This is a genomic window from Snodgrassella gandavensis (assembly GCF_914768025.1).
Taxonomy (GTDB): domain Bacteria; phylum Pseudomonadota; class Gammaproteobacteria; order Burkholderiales; family Neisseriaceae; genus Snodgrassella; species Snodgrassella gandavensis.
This window is the reverse complement of record NZ_CAJZCE010000040.1, coordinates 1-761: the sequence shown is the minus strand read 5'-3', so window position 1 is coordinate 761 and position 761 is coordinate 1. Positions and strand designations below refer to the sequence as shown.

Here is a 761-nt window from a genome sequence, read left to right as displayed (position 1 = left end):
AAGGGCGCCACTCTGGCTGATGCTCAGTTTACCCGTTCCGGTACTGATCTGGTTATTCAGGCTTATGGTACGGATGATTCTGTTACCCTGTCTAATTATTTTAACTACCAAAATTCTTATAATAGGGCATTTAACTTCGTATTTGATGATCAAACCATTAGCACAAAAGAAATCAAAAGTAACTACGCATTCACCATTACCGGGGATGATAGTGATAATGTTATCGTCGGCTGGTACGGCAAAGACATTCTGAGTGGCGGAGCTGGTAATGACACTTTATCAGGTGGCGATGGTGATGATATTCTCAATGGCGAGGACGGCGATGATATTCTTAATGGTGACAATGGGAATGATACCCTCAATGGTGGTGCCGGTAACGACACCTTAAATGGTGGTGCCGGTAACGATATTCTTATTGGCGGTACCGGGAATGATATCCTCAAAGGCGGCGACTGGTACAAAGACCGCTATGAATTCGAGGCAGGACATGGCCAAGATGTGATTTATGACCAAGGAAACACTGACTATAAGGATCAGTACAATGATGTAGTCTTCAAGGGCGCCACTCTGGCTGATGCTCAGTTTACCCGTTCCGGTACTGATCTGGTTATTCAGGCTTATGGTACGGATGATTCTGTTACCCTGTCTAATTATTTTAACTACCAAAATTCTTATAATAGGGCATTTAACTTCGTATTTGATGATCAAACCATTAGCACAAAAGAAATCAAAAGTAACTACGCATTCACCATTACCGGGGA

1 protein-coding gene is annotated in these 761 nt (G+C 42.8%); it reads left to right on the top strand.

All coding sequences use genetic code 11. The annotated features are described in order from the left end of the window. A partial coding sequence (locus MJ764_RS11365; RefSeq protein WP_275415319.1) for a calcium-binding protein occupies positions 1 to 761 on the top strand: 761 nt, incomplete at both ends.